13 protein-coding genes are annotated in these 15,678 nt (G+C 53.8%); 3 read left to right on the top strand and 10 right to left on the bottom strand.

Features of this window, described 5'->3' with window-relative positions; translation table 11 throughout:
- Nucleotide 1: 1 nt before the first annotated feature.
- From ACORNT_RS10865 to ACORNT_RS10840, 6 genes are all read right to left on the bottom strand, one after another.
- Complete coding sequence (locus ACORNT_RS10865) at nt 2–349, bottom strand: PepSY domain-containing protein (protein ID WP_321390401.1); 348 nt, start codon at nt 347–349, stop codon at nt 2–4.
- Nucleotides 342–653, bottom strand: coding sequence for a DUF3240 family protein (locus ACORNT_RS10860; protein WP_321390398.1), 312 nt, complete (start codon nt 651–653; stop codon nt 342–344). The genes ACORNT_RS10865 and ACORNT_RS10860 overlap by 8 nt, the downstream gene beginning before the upstream one ends.
- Entirely contained in the window at nt 653–3,730 is a 3,078-nt protein-coding gene (locus tag ACORNT_RS10855; RefSeq protein WP_321390395.1) for a CusA/CzcA family heavy metal efflux RND transporter, read from the bottom strand. Before ACORNT_RS10855 ends, ACORNT_RS10860 begins: the two co-directional genes overlap by 1 nt.
- A complete protein-coding gene (locus ACORNT_RS10850) occupies nt 3,730–4,836 on the bottom strand; it encodes an efflux RND transporter periplasmic adaptor subunit (RefSeq protein WP_321390393.1) in 1,107 nt (368 codons plus the stop codon). The genes ACORNT_RS10855 and ACORNT_RS10850 overlap by 1 nt, the downstream gene beginning before the upstream one ends.
- On the bottom strand, nt 4,833–6,125 hold the full coding sequence (locus tag ACORNT_RS10845) for a TolC family protein (protein WP_321390390.1): 1,293 nt from the start codon (nt 6,123–6,125) through the stop codon (nt 4,833–4,835). Before ACORNT_RS10845 ends, ACORNT_RS10850 begins: the two co-directional genes overlap by 4 nt.
- Before the next feature lie 340 nt (nt 6,126–6,465).
- Nucleotides 6,466–8,931 carry a TonB-dependent receptor gene (locus tag ACORNT_RS10840; RefSeq protein ID WP_321390388.1) on the bottom strand — a complete coding sequence of 822 codons (2,466 nt, stop codon included), beginning with the start codon at nt 8,929–8,931 and terminating at the stop codon, nt 6,466–6,468.
- 300 nt (nt 8,932–9,231) lie between these two features.
- On the opposite strand from ACORNT_RS10840, the gene ACORNT_RS10835 reads away from it, so the two are divergent.
- The 3 genes from ACORNT_RS10835 (at nt 9,232) to ACORNT_RS10825 (ending at nt 11,347) form a co-directional block, all read left to right on the top strand.
- The gene (locus ACORNT_RS10835; RefSeq protein WP_321390385.1) at nt 9,232–9,936 is read left to right on the top strand and encodes a TetR/AcrR family transcriptional regulator; all 705 of its coding nucleotides are present in this window, start codon (nt 9,232–9,234) and stop codon (nt 9,934–9,936) included.
- Between the two features lie 137 nt (nt 9,937–10,073).
- On the top strand, nt 10,074–10,829 hold the full coding sequence (locus ACORNT_RS10830; protein WP_321390382.1) for a ThuA domain-containing protein: 756 nt from the start codon (nt 10,074–10,076) through the stop codon (nt 10,827–10,829).
- A complete protein-coding gene (locus tag ACORNT_RS10825; RefSeq protein ID WP_321390379.1) occupies nt 10,826–11,347 on the top strand; it encodes a VOC family protein in 522 nt (173 codons plus the stop codon). The genes ACORNT_RS10830 and ACORNT_RS10825 overlap by 4 nt, the downstream gene beginning before the upstream one ends.
- Nucleotides 11,348–11,351: 4 nt before the next feature.
- Here the strand turns inward: ACORNT_RS10825 and lpdA are convergent, their stop codons facing one another.
- The 4 genes from lpdA to ACORNT_RS10805 all read right to left on the bottom strand — a co-directional run bounded on the left by lpdA (nt 11,352) and on the right by ACORNT_RS10805 (nt 15,677).
- Complete coding sequence (lpdA, locus tag ACORNT_RS10820) at nt 11,352–12,734, bottom strand: dihydrolipoyl dehydrogenase (protein ID WP_321390376.1); 1,383 nt, start codon at nt 12,732–12,734, stop codon at nt 11,352–11,354.
- A 101-nt stretch (nt 12,735–12,835) separates the two neighbouring features.
- Complete coding sequence (locus ACORNT_RS10815) at nt 12,836–14,197, bottom strand: aromatic ring-hydroxylating dioxygenase subunit alpha (RefSeq protein ID WP_321390374.1); 1,362 nt, start codon at nt 14,195–14,197, stop codon at nt 12,836–12,838.
- A gap of 36 nt (nt 14,198–14,233) precedes the next feature.
- On the bottom strand, nt 14,234–14,797 hold the full coding sequence (locus tag ACORNT_RS10810; RefSeq protein ID WP_321390371.1) for a carboxymuconolactone decarboxylase family protein: 564 nt from the start codon (nt 14,795–14,797) through the stop codon (nt 14,234–14,236).
- Between the two features lie 7 nt (nt 14,798–14,804).
- Nucleotides 14,805–15,677, bottom strand: a complete 873-nt coding sequence (locus ACORNT_RS10805; protein WP_321390368.1) for an SDR family oxidoreductase — start codon at nt 15,675–15,677, stop codon at nt 14,805–14,807.
- Nucleotide 15,678: the final 1 nt, after the last annotated feature.

Raw genomic sequence — 15,678 nt, 5'->3', positions numbered from 1 at the left:
CCTAGTCGTCACAGGAGACCGGTTTTCCGGTCCGGGAATCCAGTAAATATTTTTTTACAATTCCGGATTTTTCCAGAATCTCTACCTTGTAATAGAGAGTATCATTCTTTTCCAGAAGTTCCACTTCCAACAACCGGTCGCTTTCATTGCGCCGTACCAGGTTGATAATTTCCTCCAGTCCAAGGATATCTCCATCCTGTTGCAACCTGACAAGCTGCTCCGGACTTAGATGATGGGAGATATATCGTTCCTCTTCAGCAGACCAGGCATAAAACGCCGTACTGATACTGATTGGCACCAGTGACAGCACCAGACACAACCCTGTAAAAGAAAAGAGTTGTTTAGTCATCCTGTTCAAGGTGTCCTGCCTCCAGTAATGGTGCCAGCATATAGTGCAGGTCAGTTCCCGCAAAGCTGCTTTTTATTTCACCAAGGAGCTGTTCCGCCGTGGGCTGCTCCATATGGACCTGGAACATGACCCGGCGCGACCGGGCCGTCACCCGTTCCGCCAAAGTCATCCGGCTTTCCGACGCACCATGCCCGGAAACCGGGATACTGGTAAATCCGTCGACCAGGGGATTGTCCATGAGCCAGTCAACGAACGTATCCTCCAGCGCGACGGGTGTAGTTATGCTGAGCAGACAGAGAGACATCAGGCAGCTCCTTTATTTTGGCCAAAGGCAAAACGACGATAAAGGATCGGCAGCAGCACCAGAGTCAGCAGGGTCGAGGTAAACAGCCCGCCGATCACCACAATGGCCAGCGGCCGCTGGATTTCCGATCCGGGTCCGGTGGCCAGCAGAAGCGGCACCAGCCCGAAAGCGGCAATACTGGCTGTCATCAGAACCGGACGCAGACGGCGGCTGGCGCCCTCGGTAATGATCTCCTGCATTGACTTGCCCATTTCCTTCAACTGGTTGAAATAAGTCACCATCACGACGCCATTGAGCACGGCAATCCCTAAAAGAGCGATAAAACCCACAGAGGCCGGCACCGACAGATATTCACCGGCAAGCCACAGGGCGATAATCCCGCCGGTCATGGCGAAAGGTATGTTGCTGAGCACCAGCAGCGCCTGACGCACCGACCGGAATGTGGAAAACAGCAACAGGAAAATCAGGCCGAGCGCCACCGGCACCACCAGGGCTAGCCTTTTAGAGGCCCGTTGCTGGTTTTCAAACTGCCCGCCCCATTCCAGATAATAGCCGCTGGGCAGAGCAAGCTTTTCGGCCACCCGCTGTTTGGCCTCATCGACAAAACCAACCAGGTCGCGATCTTTAACATTGCCGATCACCACCACCAGGCGGGATCCTTTTTCACGCTTGATCGACACCGGCCCCTCAATCCGTTCGATTTTAGCCACCTGGGACAGCGGTACATTGCGCCCGTCCGGCAGCGGCAGGGTCAGGTTGCTGAACATGGCAGGATTATCCCGAAGATCCTGGGGACCACGCACCAGCAATGGCGTGCGCCGGGCGCCTTCATAAACAGTGCCCACGGTCACCCCTTCCACCTGGGCCCGGAGCGCCTGCGTCAGGTCATCAACATTGAGACCAAGCCGTCCCGCCGCCAGCCGGTCAACGCTGAGCTGCAGATATTGGGCGCCGTCATTGGCCGGTTTATAGATATTGCCGGCCCCGTCTATGCCGTTCATCAGATCAACGATCTGTTCACCGATACGGTTGAGTTCGTCCTGGTCCTCACCAAATATCTTGATGGCAATATCGCCGCGCACCCCGGTCAGCATCTCCGATACCCGCATATCAATGGGCTGGGTGAAGTTAAACCCCACACCGGGAATATCCGCGATCACCGCCTGAATTTTCTCGATCAGTTCGTCCTTGCTGTCCACAGACCATTCCTCACGAGGCTTGAGAACCAGAAATCCGTCGGTTTCATTAAGCCCCATGGGATCGAGTCCAAGTTCATCGGAACCTGCACGCCAGACATAACCGGTAATTTCCGGCACTTCCGCCATCAGTTTCTTTTGAATCATGACATCAATCGCCAGCGACTTTCCAAGGGAAATGGAGGGTAACTTTTCCACCTGCAGAAGGATGTCGCCCTCGTCCATTACCGGCATGAAAGTCTTGCCCACCTGGGTATAGGTTACAGCCGCCAGCAGCAGCAGGACCACCGAGGCGATAACGACGATGCGCGTATTTTCCAGCGACCAGGCAAGCAGTGGACGGTAGCCCTTCTGAAGGTTGCGCACCAGCCAGGTATCCTTGTGATCCTCATTGAAGGAGAGGAGGGAAGCAATCACCGGTATCACCGTCAGGGACAGGACCAGCGAGGCAGACAGGGCAAAAACAATAGTCAGCGCCACCGGCACAAACAGCTTGCCCTCCAGACCCTGAAGCGACAGCAGCGGCAGGAACACAATAATGATGATGAAAATACCGGATGCCATCGGCACGGAGACCTCGCTCACTGCCCGGTAAATAATATGCAACCGGGGCTGGCCGTTTCCCTTGCGATGACCAAGATGGGTGACGATATTTTCCACTACCACGACCGCCGCGTCCACCAGCATGCCGATGGCAATGGCGAGGCCGCCGAGGCTCATAAGGTTGGCGGACATGCCAAACCGGTTCATCAGGATAAAGGTCGCCAGCGCCGCGAGCGGCAGGATCAGCGCCACGGTCAGCGCCGCACGAAGGTCGCCGAGGAAAACAACCAGCAGGATAAGCACAAGTACAATGGCTTCCATCAGCGCCTTGGAGACCGAATGAATTGCCTTGTCGATCAGCTTGCCGCGGTCATAAAAAATGTTGATGCTTACGCCTTCCGGCAGGCTTGGTTCGATGGCAGCAAGACGTTCGCGCGCCCCCTCGACCACATCCTGGGCATTGGCGCCGCGCAGGCCAAGAACAAGGCCTTCGACTGTCTCGCCGATGCCGTTGGCCGTCACCCCGCCATAACGGGTAATGGCGCCAAGCTGAACCGTCGCCAGATCACGGACCCGGACGGGCTCGACCGGGTGTGGTTTGACCACAATATTAGCCACATCTTCCAGAGTGACGATACTGCCGCCCGTCCGCACCAGAAGCACTTCTTCGCCCTCGTCCAGGCGCCCTGCCCCGTCGTTGCGATTATTCTGTTCCAGAGCATTGATCAGGTCGGACAGGGGAATGCGGTGCGCCATCAGCGCCTTATTGTCAGGCACCACTTCGAAACTGCGTACATGACCGCCAAGGGCATTGACATCCGCCACCCCCGGCACCGTCCGAAGGGCCGGCCGGATCACCCAGTCCAGAAGGGACCGTTTTTCCATCAGGCTCATGCCATCGCCGTCGATGCTGAACATAAACATTTCACCCAGTGGCGTGGTCATGGGCGCAATGCCGCCGGTTACACCATCGGGAAGGTCTTCCATGATGGCGCCAAGCCGTTCGGAAACCTGCTGCCTGGCCCAGTAGATATCCGTGCCTTCCTCGAAATCAATGGTGATATCGGTCAGGGCGTATTTGGTGATGGAGCGCAGAATGCTCTGGTTTGGCAGGCCCAGCATCTCCACCTCTACCGGCGCAGTAATCCGGGATTCCACTTCTTCCGGCGTCATGCCCGGCGCTTTCAGGATAATCTTGACCTGGGTAGTGGACACATCGGGAAAGGCATCAATGGGCGTGTCCCGAAAGGCCATTGCACCACCGCCGATGATCAGCAGGCTGGCCAGCAGGATCATCAGCCTCTGGGTCAGGGAAAACTGGATCAGTTTCTTCAGCATTATTCCTCACTCCCCAGACCCTGCCAGATGCCCTTCAGCACACTGATGCCGCTGACCGCGATCCGGTCACGGTCTAACAGGTCTGCCTCGACCTCGATCACGACAGCATCCTGTTCTTCGGCCATGATAGTGATGGGCAGCAGGGTGAAACCACTGCTGTTCTGGCGGAAAATATAGGCGCCTTCGGCATCCCGGAAGATCGCCTGCCGGGGTATACGATACCCCTGGCGGGAACCAAACCCCTGTTCCAGCCGAACAGTGACAAACTGACCGGGAATAAGCCGGTCGACTTTTTCCGTAACCGTCGCACGCACCAGAACACCCTGATCCTCCTCATGAATCATGCCGCCAAGAGAGATAATTTCTCCCTCAAGACCGAGAGTTTCAAGTCGCACCCTGCCACCGATTTCCATATGGCCGACCTGTGCGGCCGGCACATGAATTTCCAGCCACAGGGAAGTCATCCGGCCGACACTGTAGAGGGCCGTCGCCTCATCAATGCGCTCGCCAGTCCGCACCATCTGTTCAAGCACAGTGCCGTCAAATGATGCCGTCAGGGTAAGTGTGGGAAATATCCTGCGGCTTTTGCCCAAACGGTCCACCTGCCCCGCATCAAGACCGGCAAAAATCAGGGCCTGTTTCTGGCGGGCAAGTCCGTTTTCTGCCTGACTCAGGGCAACCCTGGCCGCCTGGAACCGTTTTTCAGAAATAACCCCCTCCTCCAGCAACATGCTGTCGCGGGCAAAATTTTTCTGTTCCATTTCAAGGGTCGCGAGGACATCCAGATAATCCTGCTGGGCCTCCAGAAAGGCCGGGCTGGCAATTTCAGCCAGTGATTGTCCGGCTGTGACCCGGTCGCCTTCACCGACATAAAGGATCTTGACCAGCCCCGGATACAGGGAGGTTACAATCTGTATCTGGTTGTTGGGGATCACCACCTCGGCAGGATACGCCATACTCCAGACCGTTTTCACCGCTTCCGGGGTGCTGGTCTCGATACCAAGCGATTTGAGCCGGGTCATTTCCAGGGTAATGCTCTCCTGCGCCTGTGCCGGGGTATAAACCAGTGCTGCGGCAACGGCCGCGATACTCAATAGTCTGATCATTGCGGAAAAATCCCTTTTGTCTGATTATGTCGGGCCACGGCCAGGCCACATTGCAGTTTCTGCAGGCTGTGAGTGCCGGAGGACTGGAAATACTGATCCTGTACACGCAGCAGGTCCATCAGGTCGCTTTCCCCAAGCTCAAACGCCCGTCTGGCGAGGCGCAGATTTTCAGTTGCCATGGCAAAATGTTCCTCGGTGATTTCCATTTGCACCAGGCAGACTTCAAGTTCGTGTTCCGCCTCATGCAGGGCAAGTTTCTGGTCCCGCATGGCCAGCGCCAGCTGTCGCTCCGCCACGGCGAGCTTTTCAGCCGCCTCTGCCCGCCGGGGGGCTGAATGGGTGGCACTACCCAGGGGAATGGCAAGACCGAGGCTGACGGAGTCTATTGACCGGTCGTCATAACCGCCCCGCTCCCGTTTAACGCCAAACGTCACCGTCGGTGAGCTGGACCAACTGGCACGGGCGCTGTCATATTCCGCCTGATAATACTCCAGTTGGCGGCGGGCATGGGTGACAGGAGGAACGGCATAGTCGTCCTCTACCTCCTGTTGCTGCTCTTCAACGCTGGCAGGAATGCTCGCCAGTCCGGTAATGGTCTGATAGGTCATGGCACTGTCCACATAGTCCCGCTCCGCCCCTTTCAGGGCGATCCGGCGGGCGGCCAGTTCCTGACGGGCCAGAATAACGCTGTTTTTGGGAAGATCGCCGGCTTTAATCCGCCGTTCCACATCATCAAGCAATTTTTCCGCGGTTTCCAGCGCCGCCCGGTTATCCTGAAGGGCCGCTTCGGTAAGCTTTACCTGCCAGAGCAATTCCCGGACCTCGCCGGCAACTTCCCACACAAGCCGGTCACGGTAGGCGTCGGCTTCAGAACCGGCAGCCCGGGCCCGGTTCTGCCAGGCCCGCTTCTCACCAGGCATCCAGATTGGCAAGTCAAGCCGGCCTTCCCATTCCCTGAGCCCCTGATCGGACATCAGGAAATCATTCTGGTGATGAACTGAAATCTGGGGGCTGTCGGAAAAAAAACTCGAGGCCTTGCGACGATAGGCCTTGCCTGTCCTGGTGCGGGCCTCGACCATATAGCGTTCGGGCGCCCGTTCGGCAGTGAGACCGACCACCTCACCCATCGACAGGGTGGCATCCTGTGTAAGTGTGATATGCGCGCCTTTATGTTCCTCACCATGTTTCCCACCATGTTCCCCACCATGTTCCTCTGCCAGCAAGTGGCCGGGAAACAGCAGAAACAGGCCGGCAAGGGTTGTCCTGATTATTGTTTTACTGAACTGCATATGAATGCTCCATTGATCATGAAGCAACCCCTATCAGGTCAAGCTGAAACGAAACTGAAAATTTACATGATTTTTCTGGAAAAACTGCTGCAGAATTCACAGTACGTGAATATTAAGTCACGGAACAGCAATCTGCGAGAAGCCTCCATAAGTATATGGAGACTCCGGAGGATACAGATACGCGGGGAAAGTTGGGAATTTCTGTAGAAATGGTGCGACCGGGAGGCACCGGAAAACTCATTTTCTTTGCATGTAATAATCAAAAAAGTTCTCCTGGCAAAAAAACAGCCTGCAGAGTTCTGCAGGCTGTTAGATAAGAGTAAAGAGTTATCTGATCGCATCAGGAACCGAATTTAAACCCTACTTCCGCACCGAAGTACCTTGGCGGGCCATAGGATGACATTACCCATATCCCCCCCACATTGAGTCCGCCTGTGCGATAGCGCTCGTCCGTCAGGTTCTTGCCATACAGACGAAGATAATATTTATCATCACTGTCCGTAAAGGTAATACTGGCATCGATAAGGGTTTTGGCATTAAGTGTGACGTCAGGAATAGTAGACGTACCATCTCCATAACTGGATATAGCTTCACTCTCATGTGCAAGGCGCACATTCCAGTCCAGCCGGCCCAAATCGGATACATCATGGGAATAAGTTGCGTCCATGGAGAACATCCATTTGGGCGTCTTGTCAACGGGCAAGCCACTCAAATCCACATCGATCACTCCATCAAAGTTCGTATCCGCTTCAAAAGACTTGAACTCCGCATGGGTGTATGACCCGTTGGCCCGCAGCAGAAGCCCGTCCGTGACCAGTAAGGACCCCTCAACTTCCAAGCCATAAACCTCTAGCTCAGCAGCATTGAAATAAAGGGTTTCCTGCCCGGTCGGGAAGCTGGCATTGAGGCTACGCTGGGCGTCGGAATATTTCACATAATACCCCGTCACGGCGATATTCGCGCGATTCTCCATGAAGTTCGACTTGATGCCGAGCTCAAAGGAGTCCGCTTTTTCCGGGTTTGTAGGGTCAGTAGGATCGGGAATGGCGTCATCTGCTGCCGCAGCCGCGACCGCAGCAACCAGATCAAGCTGCGTTCCAACCTGGTCGTTATAACCGCCACTCTTGAAGCCGCGGTTATAGGAAACATAACCAAAGGTATCGTCGGAAATATCATAGCCGAGAACAACCCGCCAGGTGGGTTCTGTCCAGCTCTTCTCGTTGGCAACCACACCAAATGGATAGGCATTGAAATCGCCAAGATCCAGCGGCTCGTTCAGATCATCCGTTGTCACAGAAAAATCTTCCGCAATCTCTCCTATCGAAAGGCGGGACCTCCCGGCCCATTCCTTTTTCTCATAGGTCAGGCGTGCACCGACCGTCAGATGCAGACGGTCGCTGATGTCATAGGTCCCGTCCACAAAACCGGCAAGGGCGGTGGCGTCCTGTTTATTACAGAGAACCAGCGGATTGTTGTTGAAAAAGCCCGGCGGTGTACCCAGACCGAAATTGTCCAGGAAACCAACAAGCTGCAGCACGCAGAAATCCACGTCGTTCTGCTGATAATAAACACCGGTCACAAAGTTGAAGGGACCGTCAAGGTGAGATGCCATGCGCAGTTCCTGCTGAAATGTCTTGCGGTTGTCATCCCGGGTCGCATCAAACAGGGATACGGGTCCCGGCACACCGGTATAGGTACTTGGCAAACGGCTTTCCTGATAGCGGTATCCGGTTACGGAATGGAACGAATAGTCACCCTTGTCCAGATCCAGGTTAAGATAGACCCCGTCAACATTTACCCGGTGCCCCTTTGACATATTCATGAGCAGATCATCGCGATTGGTGATCCCTGCATAATCGAGAGGATCACCTTCAGGCGCGACATACCCCCAGGCGGTAAAGACTGCGTTGGCGGATGATTCATTGACACTGGGCAGGCTTTCACCGCTGTCCCTGATCATCTCGTACTGGAGATGGGCGGACAGTTCATCTGACGCCTGCCAAAGCAACTTGGCTCGACCCGAGAAAACATCATCACCGCCCAGTCTGCTGCCATCACCGGCCACAGACGTACCGGCTACATCAGGCGGCAAGAAATCAGCCAGGGGACCATAGGAGGCCCCGTTCTTATAATAGCCGTCAGAATAGAGATACATGCCGGCGAAACGGAAGGCCAGCTTATCCTTCACCAGCGGAATATTGACCGCCAGTTGCCCCTCAGCCGTTTCGAAACTTCCGTATTTTGCCCGAACATCCACCGAGGTTTCATCCAGAACCGGACGTTTTGTCCGAACATTGACCACGCCAGCTGTTGTATTCTTGCCAAACAGCGTGCCTTGCGGTCCGCGAAGAACCTCAACCTGTTCAACGTCGAACATTTCAAGGTTAGATGTCTGAATATGCGGAACGACAAAATCATCAATGGTCACGCCAACCGGCGATTCCTTATACACAATGATTGTATTCTCGGTTACACCGCGCATGGCAAATGACGAGGATTTAAACCCGGCCACATTACCTGCCGAGAGACCGGGCACCATATAACTGATATCGTTCAGGTCACGGGGATTATATTTTTCAATTGCTTCGGTTGTCAGAGCAGTAATAGCCACCGGGGTCGTCTGAAGACTTTCCGATCCGCGCCTGCTAGCGGTTACAAGAATTTCTTCCAGTACCATTGTACTGTCATCCCCTGATGCGCTTTCTTCCTGGGCATACGCAGGCAATGCACATAACGTCACAATACCTGTAGACACGGCCAGATTCGCCAATGCGGTTCCTGCCCGTAAACTAAGTAGATTTTTCATTTTGTCTCCCAATATTTTTAAAGGGAAGATGTGTTGCATTCCTCCCGAAACATGGCACGTATTTATATTTTTAAACTGCCCAAGTTTATCGTGCTGAGGCCACTATACTCTCTCCCTTTCGCTCACTCAATTAAAAAAAACAAGTATGACTGTTTTTTATTATAGAACACCCTGCCCACCACCCCGGCAGGGATTTCCATTCCTTTTTCTCGTCGGATTTGATTTTAACTGTTGATTGCTGTAGACAGATTTTTAGCCCGAATAACTTCTGTCCGCGGTTTATTATAGACGGAACAACTGATGACCAAAAAAAAGAACAAACCCGCCGACAGTAAAGACAACGGCGCTGAAACGGATGTAACCTGGCAGGCAACCAAAAGTGCCCGCATGAGAACCCAGATTCTGGATGCAGCCATCCGCTGCTTTGTCAAACTCGGCTATTCCCGTACCACCACCACGGAAATAGCGCGCGAAGCCGGCGTATCCCGCGGCGCCATGGTTCATCACTTTTCCAACAAACAGCAACTGATCAAGGCAGCTGTTGAACACCTTAATATGAAAAGGATCAACGACTTCAAGGAAACCATCCTTGCCAGCGATCCTGCCGCAGATCATACAGACCAGGGTATTGACCTGTACTGGCAACACCTGACAAGTCCCTATTTTGTTGCCTTTCATGAACTCTCAGTTGCAGCCAGGACCGATCCGGAGCTGGAGAAAATCCTCATACCTTCGGTAAAAGAGTTTGAAAAAGAGTGGTTTCAGACAGCCAGACAACTCTTCCCTGAATGGGAGGGAACCGGTGAACTGTTCCTTCTGGCCATGGATATTACCCAGTTCCTGCTGGAAGGCATGTCCATCAATACCATGTTCATCCGCAACCCAAAACGTTATGAGCGCATTCGCAACTATCTCAAAATAAGGCTCCGGGAAATTCTTGCCATGGGCAAGGCCCGAAGCGGCAATACGGCTGTCGACAGCTTTCTTGACGACAGCAGCGCCTGAAACTTCCCCGACTGAGCAACTCCCTCCCCCGGCCGAAATTTATCTTTTCATCAGACAGGGGCTCAAGTATAAATAAAACAATCTTGTTTGTTTTATTATTTAACCGAATCTGTTCGGATAAATTTAAAGGGGTTGCAATGAAGAAGGGCCGCATAGACGTTTATTTTGTCTGCTCCGGCAAATATCACGATATTGATTTTGCGCGTATGGAGATCCTGAAACTCCTAAGCAAACATGAATGCATTCGTACGCGAGTGGCGGAAGATTACCGCGATATTGACGCCATCAGAAACGCTGATTTCCTGATCACCTATACCTGCGAGGTTATCCCGACACCAGACCAGCAGAAGGCCCTGAGAGACTACATTTCAGAAGGTGGCCGATGGATCGCCCTGCATGGAACGAACTCCATCCTGAAATTCATGAAAGGCGGCAAAGTTGCCTGCCCCGATAACGCTCCGCTTTTCATGGAACTTCTGGGCAGCCAGTTTGCCGCCCATCCTCCCCTGCAGGATTTCGAGATAACTGTCTCTGACGTCGACCATGAGCTTACCCGCAACCTGCAACCATTCACAGTTGAAGATGAAATCTATCTCATCAAGAATGCCCAGAACATACATTGTCTACTGGAAACCCGCTGGACTGGTACGATCCGGGAATTCGAAGACAGCGACTGGACGGAGGACGCCCCGCGGCCGGTAATGTATCTGAATGATTTCGGCAAGGGCCAGGTCCTGTATCTGACTTTGGGGCATTGCCGCGGCAAATACGACATGCAGCCGCTCATTGACGAATATTACCGCATCGAACGCTGCAGCTGGAAAAGCCCCGTTTTTTATGAGTTGCTGGAACGGAGTATTCTCTGGGCCAGCACAAGTGGAGAAAAAGAATGACTGCTCTCTATAGCCCAGTGATGCAAATCGCCTATGTTGTCGAGGATATCGAAAAGGCAGCCCGCCATTGGGCCCTGACCCTGGGTGTGGGGCCGTTTTATTTACTCGATCACATTCCCTTCAAGGAAATTTTTTATCGGGACGAACCAAGTCCGATCGATATAAGTGTGGCGATTGCCTACAGCGGAGAGATACAGATCGAACTGATCCAGCAGCATAATGATGCTCCCTCCATTTATACAGAATTCAAGCAGAAATTCGGCTACGGGCAACAGCATCTGGGCGTTACCACGGAACGTTTCCAGGACGCCTTGGATCATTTTGCAGAAAGGGGCATCAAGCCGCGACAGCAGGGTAAAACACTGCCCGGCATGAATTTTGCCTATCTGGAAACGGATTTCCATCCGGGCGGCATGCTGGAACTGATTGAAGCGGATGAGTCAATCATGGCGGCTTTTGATATGATTCAAAAATCCTCAAAAAACTGGGACGGCGACACAGTGTTGAAAAACTTCTGATTTCCTAGTAATGCACGGCCCTGCCATAGGCGGCGAGGACGGATTCATGCATGGCTTCCGAGAGAGTGGGATGGGCGAAGACCGTCTCCATCAGATCCTCCTCCGTTGCCTCCAGCTTGCGGGCCAGAACAAATCCCTGGACCAGTTCAGTCACGTCCGGGCCGATCAGGTGAGCCCCGAGCAGCTCCCCGCTGCCGGCATCGAAAATGGTCTTGATCAGGCCGTCGGTCTCGCCCAGCGCCACAGCCTTGCCGTTGCCGACAAAGGGAAACTCGCCAATGCGCACTTCGTGCCCCTTTTCCCGGGCCGCCTGCTCCGTCAGGCCTATACTGGCCACCTGCGGCCGGCTGTAGGTGCAGGACGGGATCAGGTCCGCCTTCAGCGGCCGCGGGCTGTGCCCGGCAATCTTCTCCACACAAATCACCCCTTCATGGCTCGCCTTGTGCGCCAGCCACGGCGGCCCGGCCACATCGCCGATGGCATAAATGCCGTCAATGTTGGTCCTGCCATACGGGTCGGTGACAATATGACCCCGGTCCGTCTTCACCCCCGCAGTCTCCAGACCGAGATTTTCGATATTACCGACAATGCCGATGGCCAGAAGCACCGTATCAAACTCTTTCTTCACTTCGCCTTCAGGCGTTTTCAGACGTGCCGTGACGTTGTTCTTTTTCTTCTCCAGAGCAGCAACCTCCGTCCCCCTGTGCAAGCTGATGCCGCGGCGGGAGAAAATTTTCTCCGCCAGCGCTGATATCGCTTCATCCTCATTGGGCAAAATGCGCGGCAGGGCTTCGACCACCGTCACTTCGGCGCCCACATCCTGATAAAAGCTGGCGAATTCCATGCCGATGGCGCCGGAGCCGATCACCAGTAGCTTTTTCGGCATCCGTTTGGGCGAAAGGGCATGCCTGTAGGTCCAGATGAGATCCCCGTCCGCCGCAAGATGCGGCAGTTCCCGGGCCCGGGCCCCGGTGGCGATGATGATATGCCTGGCAGTGATCTTTTCTCTTCCAATAGAAACCTCACCGGGACCAGTCAGGCGACCCTCCCCCTCGATCACCGTGACCTTGTTCTTTTTCAGCAGCCCCCGCACTCCGCCGGACAATTGACCCGCTACCTTGCGGCTGCGGCCGATGGCCGTCGCCAGATCAAAGGAAAGCTCGCCGGCGGTAAAACCGTGCGCCGGCAGCTCCTTGAGAAGGTGGGAGATCTCAGCCGTCCGCAACAGCGCCTTGGTCGGGATACAGCCCCAGTTCAGGCAGATGCCGCCAAGATGTTCCCGTTCCACCACCGCCGTCTTCAGGCCCAACTGCGCCGCCCGGATCGCCGACACATAACCGCCGGGACCGCCGCCAATCACAACAATGTCATACTCTTTCTTCGTCATCTCTTCACATCTTCCCGTTCCCTCCCGCAAGACCTGAAAAAGCCCGCCGGACTGCCTCGGACAGGCAGTCCGGACAGGACATCAAGTCAGGGAGAAATATTCTATTTGTCGCCGTTGATATAGCGATCCAGTTCCCTGTGGAAATGCCTGATCCGCAATTCCTGTTCGCTCAAAATTTGTCCCCGGAAGCCGCGGGACTGCAGGCCGGCATGTACCACCGGAATCAGCTCCGTATCCTGGTTCAGAACAAGCCCCAGATCGAAATCGGACCCGAGCGGGAAATATTCACAATCAGGACGGGTTTCACCGGAAACATCAGTGCCTTCCGGCAGCCCCATCCAGGCCGGTACGGTATAGTCCGGATCGTCCGCCGGACGGAACAGGGTCATGGTGTCGTAATACATGATATTCGGGTCCGTTGCATGAGGCAGAAAACGCATAATGAAAATCCCTTCAGGATGCATGCCGATCTGAACATTGGGAAAAATCCCGGTTGCCCAGCTGTCCGTCAGTTGGCCATCCACCAGTTCGGAATAATCCATCCCCAGCTTTTCAGCCCGCCTGCGTTTTGCTTTCTGAATTGCCCGCCTTACATCAAGGGCATTATCCGGAAACTCCTCTTCCGACATGCCGGCTTCTTTCATTAAAAATATGAGAGAATCATTGACGGTTTCGCGGTCCTCCCGCCTCTGGGTTACTTCCCCAATCGGAACAATCATACGGCTCATGCCGTTGGGATAGAGGTCAAACTGAACCCCCTTATCCCCCATCAGGTCCGCGGTTTCCGGATGAATGGCATGCAAATGATAGGTCTCATAAAAAGCATCAAGACCGGTTTTCCAGTTGGCCGCCCAACTTACCCTTGTATGTCGAACCACATGCATGTCTTCCACATGATATTTGGGTATATAGTCCGCCAACGGGCCAAGATACTCTTTGAGCGACGGCGGATTATCCCCCATATGAATAAAGATCAGCCCGCCATATACTTCGCAATGAACTTTGGTCAGGCTGGCATCTGCACAGAGCACTTCCGGACGAAAGGTTTCACGGTCGGTAATACGCGTATTGTTGCCATCAAGATCAAACTGCCAGGAATGGAAGGCACAGGTAAATTGTCCGACACTGCCCCGTTCATTCAGAGCGATCCGGTTCCCCCTGTGCGGACAAACATTATAAAAGGCCTTGATCTCCATCTCCTCCGTCCGGACGATAACGAAAGATTCCTTGCCCAGTTCAAAAGTAAAATAGTCGCCGTCTTCGGGTATGTCAGACGTCACCCCAGCCAGAATCCAGACATTGGGCCAGAGCCTGTCCTCTTCGAGTTTCCTGAATTCATGATCATAGAACTTCTGGGGAGGAATCAGGTCGGTGCCATTATCAATGTAGGGAGCTTTCTGTTCACTCGACTCCCTGGGGGCATCCGGATTAACTACCCAACCATCCGGAAATACATAAGTCATTTCATCATCTCCCTTTCAAGTTTAAAAAGTGACCGGTCAAACAGCTCTCGCAAACGGACAACTGTCTTCCTTTTCGACAAGATTCATCACAAAGGACAATTTCGCCATGCCGCCAATAACGGCCATTACAGTTCCCAGTTCACATATCTCCGCATCCGAAAAGTGACTGTGCAGCCGATCATAAAGCTGCTGGTCCATCACTCCATCCAGATTGGTCAACGCCATCTGGTCCGCAAATCCCAGGACGGCCTTTTCCTTTTCGCTGAAAGGCCCGTTCTCATAATCTTCCAGATGATCAATTTGCTCCCGGGTAACTCCTGCCTCAAGTGAGCCGGGTACATTCTGCAGATTGCAGGTGCGACAACCATGACTGAGCGATAATCTCAGACGCACAAGCTGTTTGTATTTATTTTCAACACGACCGCCAAAAAAGATTTCCTGGTAAAAATCACCCATAACGAATTTCAGTAACTCGGGGGCTTGAGCAAACACTTCAACAAATGTCGCGTCACCGGTCAGCCCGTTCAGGGTTTCCCAGGCCGGACGCAACCCCTCCGGCAACTCATCAATTGAAACTTTTCCCAATGGTGTCTGTGTCATAGTTTACTCAATTCACTTTGAAATAATCTGGCATGCCGGCAGGCCACACAACCCCCCAGTGCTGCATGCCTCCATCTATGGTCAAAACCTCGCCTGTGATAAATTTCCCGGAGGGTGCCGCCATGTAAACCACGGCCTCTGCAACATCCCATGCATCGCCAGGACGTTTCATGGGGTTGGTCAGATGGAAACGTTCGGTAGCTTCCGGCGGATATTGTGCAAATCCTTCAGTCGAAATTGATCCGGGGGCCACACAATTCACCCTAATCGTATAGGGCGCCCATTCCGTAGAGACCGATTTGCTCAGATAAATAACGCCCGCCCGGGCGGCACATGTATGCGCTGCCTGGGGCATGCCTCTCTCCACATGCGCCACGATATTGATAATATTTCCAGCCTGCTTCCGCTCGATCCAGCGTTGGGCTGCCGTCTGCATCATCCACCATGTGCCGTTGAGATTGGTATCGATCACAGCAAGCCAACCCTTGCGGGAAAAATCAATGGCATCCTGGGGGAACTGCCCACCCCCATTATTCACCACAAGATCAAGCCGGCCGAATTTGTCGAATATCATATCCATCAGCCCATCAACCATTTCCGGATCTCGAATTGTCATGGGATAACAGGTCACATCCACCCCGATCTTCTCCTTTATGCTTTTTGCGGCATCCAGAAGTTTTTCCTCGCGTCTGCCACACACCACAACATGAGCACCAAGGCGGGCAAATAGAAAAGCCATTGCCCGACCAATACCAGACCCGCCGCCAGAGATCAGCACCACCTGATCTTTCATCAATCCATCCCTGTAGACCGTTTCCATGCTGGCAAGTTCTTCATCAGAAAAGCCCCATTTTTTCGGTGTTGGCGTCTTGTCATTCATG

The organism is Emcibacter sp. (assembly GCF_963675455.1).
Classification (GTDB): Bacteria; Pseudomonadota; Alphaproteobacteria; order Sphingomonadales; family Emcibacteraceae; genus Emcibacter.
This window is presented reverse-complemented; position numbering and strand designations above follow the sequence as displayed.

Bases quoted from the DNA above. Each gene is read 5' to 3' on its own strand.
- ACORNT_RS10830 (WP_321390382.1), top strand. From the start codon at position 10,074: ATGAAGAAGGGCCGCATAGACGTTTATTTTGTCTGCTCCGGCAAATAT.
- ACORNT_RS10805 (WP_321390368.1), bottom strand. From the start codon at position 15,677: ATGAATGACAAGACGCCAACACCGAAAAAATGGGGCTTTTCTGATGAA.
- ACORNT_RS10810 (WP_321390371.1), bottom strand. From the start codon at position 14,797: ATGACACAGACACCATTGGGAAAAGTTTCAATTGATGAGTTGCCGGAG.
- ACORNT_RS10845 (WP_321390390.1), bottom strand. From the start codon at position 6,125: ATGCAGTTCAGTAAAACAATAATCAGGACAACCCTTGCCGGCCTGTTT.
- ACORNT_RS10835 (WP_321390385.1), top strand. From the start codon at position 9,232: ATGACCAAAAAAAAGAACAAACCCGCCGACAGTAAAGACAACGGCGCT.
- ACORNT_RS10855 (WP_321390395.1), bottom strand. From the start codon at position 3,730: ATGCTGAAGAAACTGATCCAGTTTTCCCTGACCCAGAGGCTGATGATC.
- ACORNT_RS10860 (WP_321390398.1), bottom strand. From the start codon at position 653: ATGTCTCTCTGTCTGCTCAGCATAACTACACCCGTCGCGCTGGAGGAT.
- ACORNT_RS10850 (WP_321390393.1), bottom strand. From the start codon at position 4,836: ATGATCAGACTATTGAGTATCGCGGCCGTTGCCGCAGCACTGGTTTAT.
- lpdA (WP_321390376.1), bottom strand. From the start codon at position 12,734: ATGACGAAGAAAGAGTATGACATTGTTGTGATTGGCGGCGGTCCCGGC.
- ACORNT_RS10840 (WP_321390388.1), bottom strand. From the start codon at position 8,931: ATGAAAAATCTACTTAGTTTACGGGCAGGAACCGCATTGGCGAATCTG.
- ACORNT_RS10815 (WP_321390374.1), bottom strand. From the start codon at position 14,197: ATGACTTATGTATTTCCGGATGGTTGGGTAGTTAATCCGGATGCCCCC.
- ACORNT_RS10825 (WP_321390379.1), top strand. From the start codon at position 10,826: ATGACTGCTCTCTATAGCCCAGTGATGCAAATCGCCTATGTTGTCGAG.
- ACORNT_RS10865 (WP_321390401.1), bottom strand. From the start codon at position 349: ATGACTAAACAACTCTTTTCTTTTACAGGGTTGTGTCTGGTGCTGTCA.